The sequence below is a fragment of the Halomonas sp. ND22Bw genome (assembly GCF_003011945.1).
Lineage (GTDB): Bacteria > Pseudomonadota > Gammaproteobacteria > Pseudomonadales > Halomonadaceae > Halomonas > Halomonas halophila.
This window is the reverse complement of record NZ_PXWD01000695.1, coordinates 1-277: the sequence shown is the minus strand read 5'-3', so window position 1 is coordinate 277 and position 277 is coordinate 1. Positions and strand designations below refer to the sequence as shown.

Here is a 277-nt window from a genome sequence, read left to right as displayed (position 1 = left end):
CAGGGCCCTGGCCGAACTCGACGCGCCGACAATCCGGCCCTGGGTCGAGGAGACCCGCGCCGCCCACGCGGAGTACCTCGCCTGGAGCGAGCCGGCGACGCCGCAGCCGGGTGCCGTGAACCTCGGCGCGGTGATGGTCCACCTGCGCGAGGCGCTGCCGGCGGACGCCATCCTCTGCAACGGGGCCGGCAACTACGCCGCCTGGATCCACCGCTTCTACCGGTTCCGGCGGCTCGCCTCCCACATCGCCCCGACCTCGGGCTCCATGGGCTACGGC

General features: G+C 74.4%; 1 pseudogene. It reads left to right on the top strand.

Going from position 1 to position 277, the window contains the following annotated elements:
* A pseudogene (locus CVH10_RS19915) lies at window positions 1-277 on the top strand (thiamine pyrophosphate-binding protein); the annotation flags it as partial.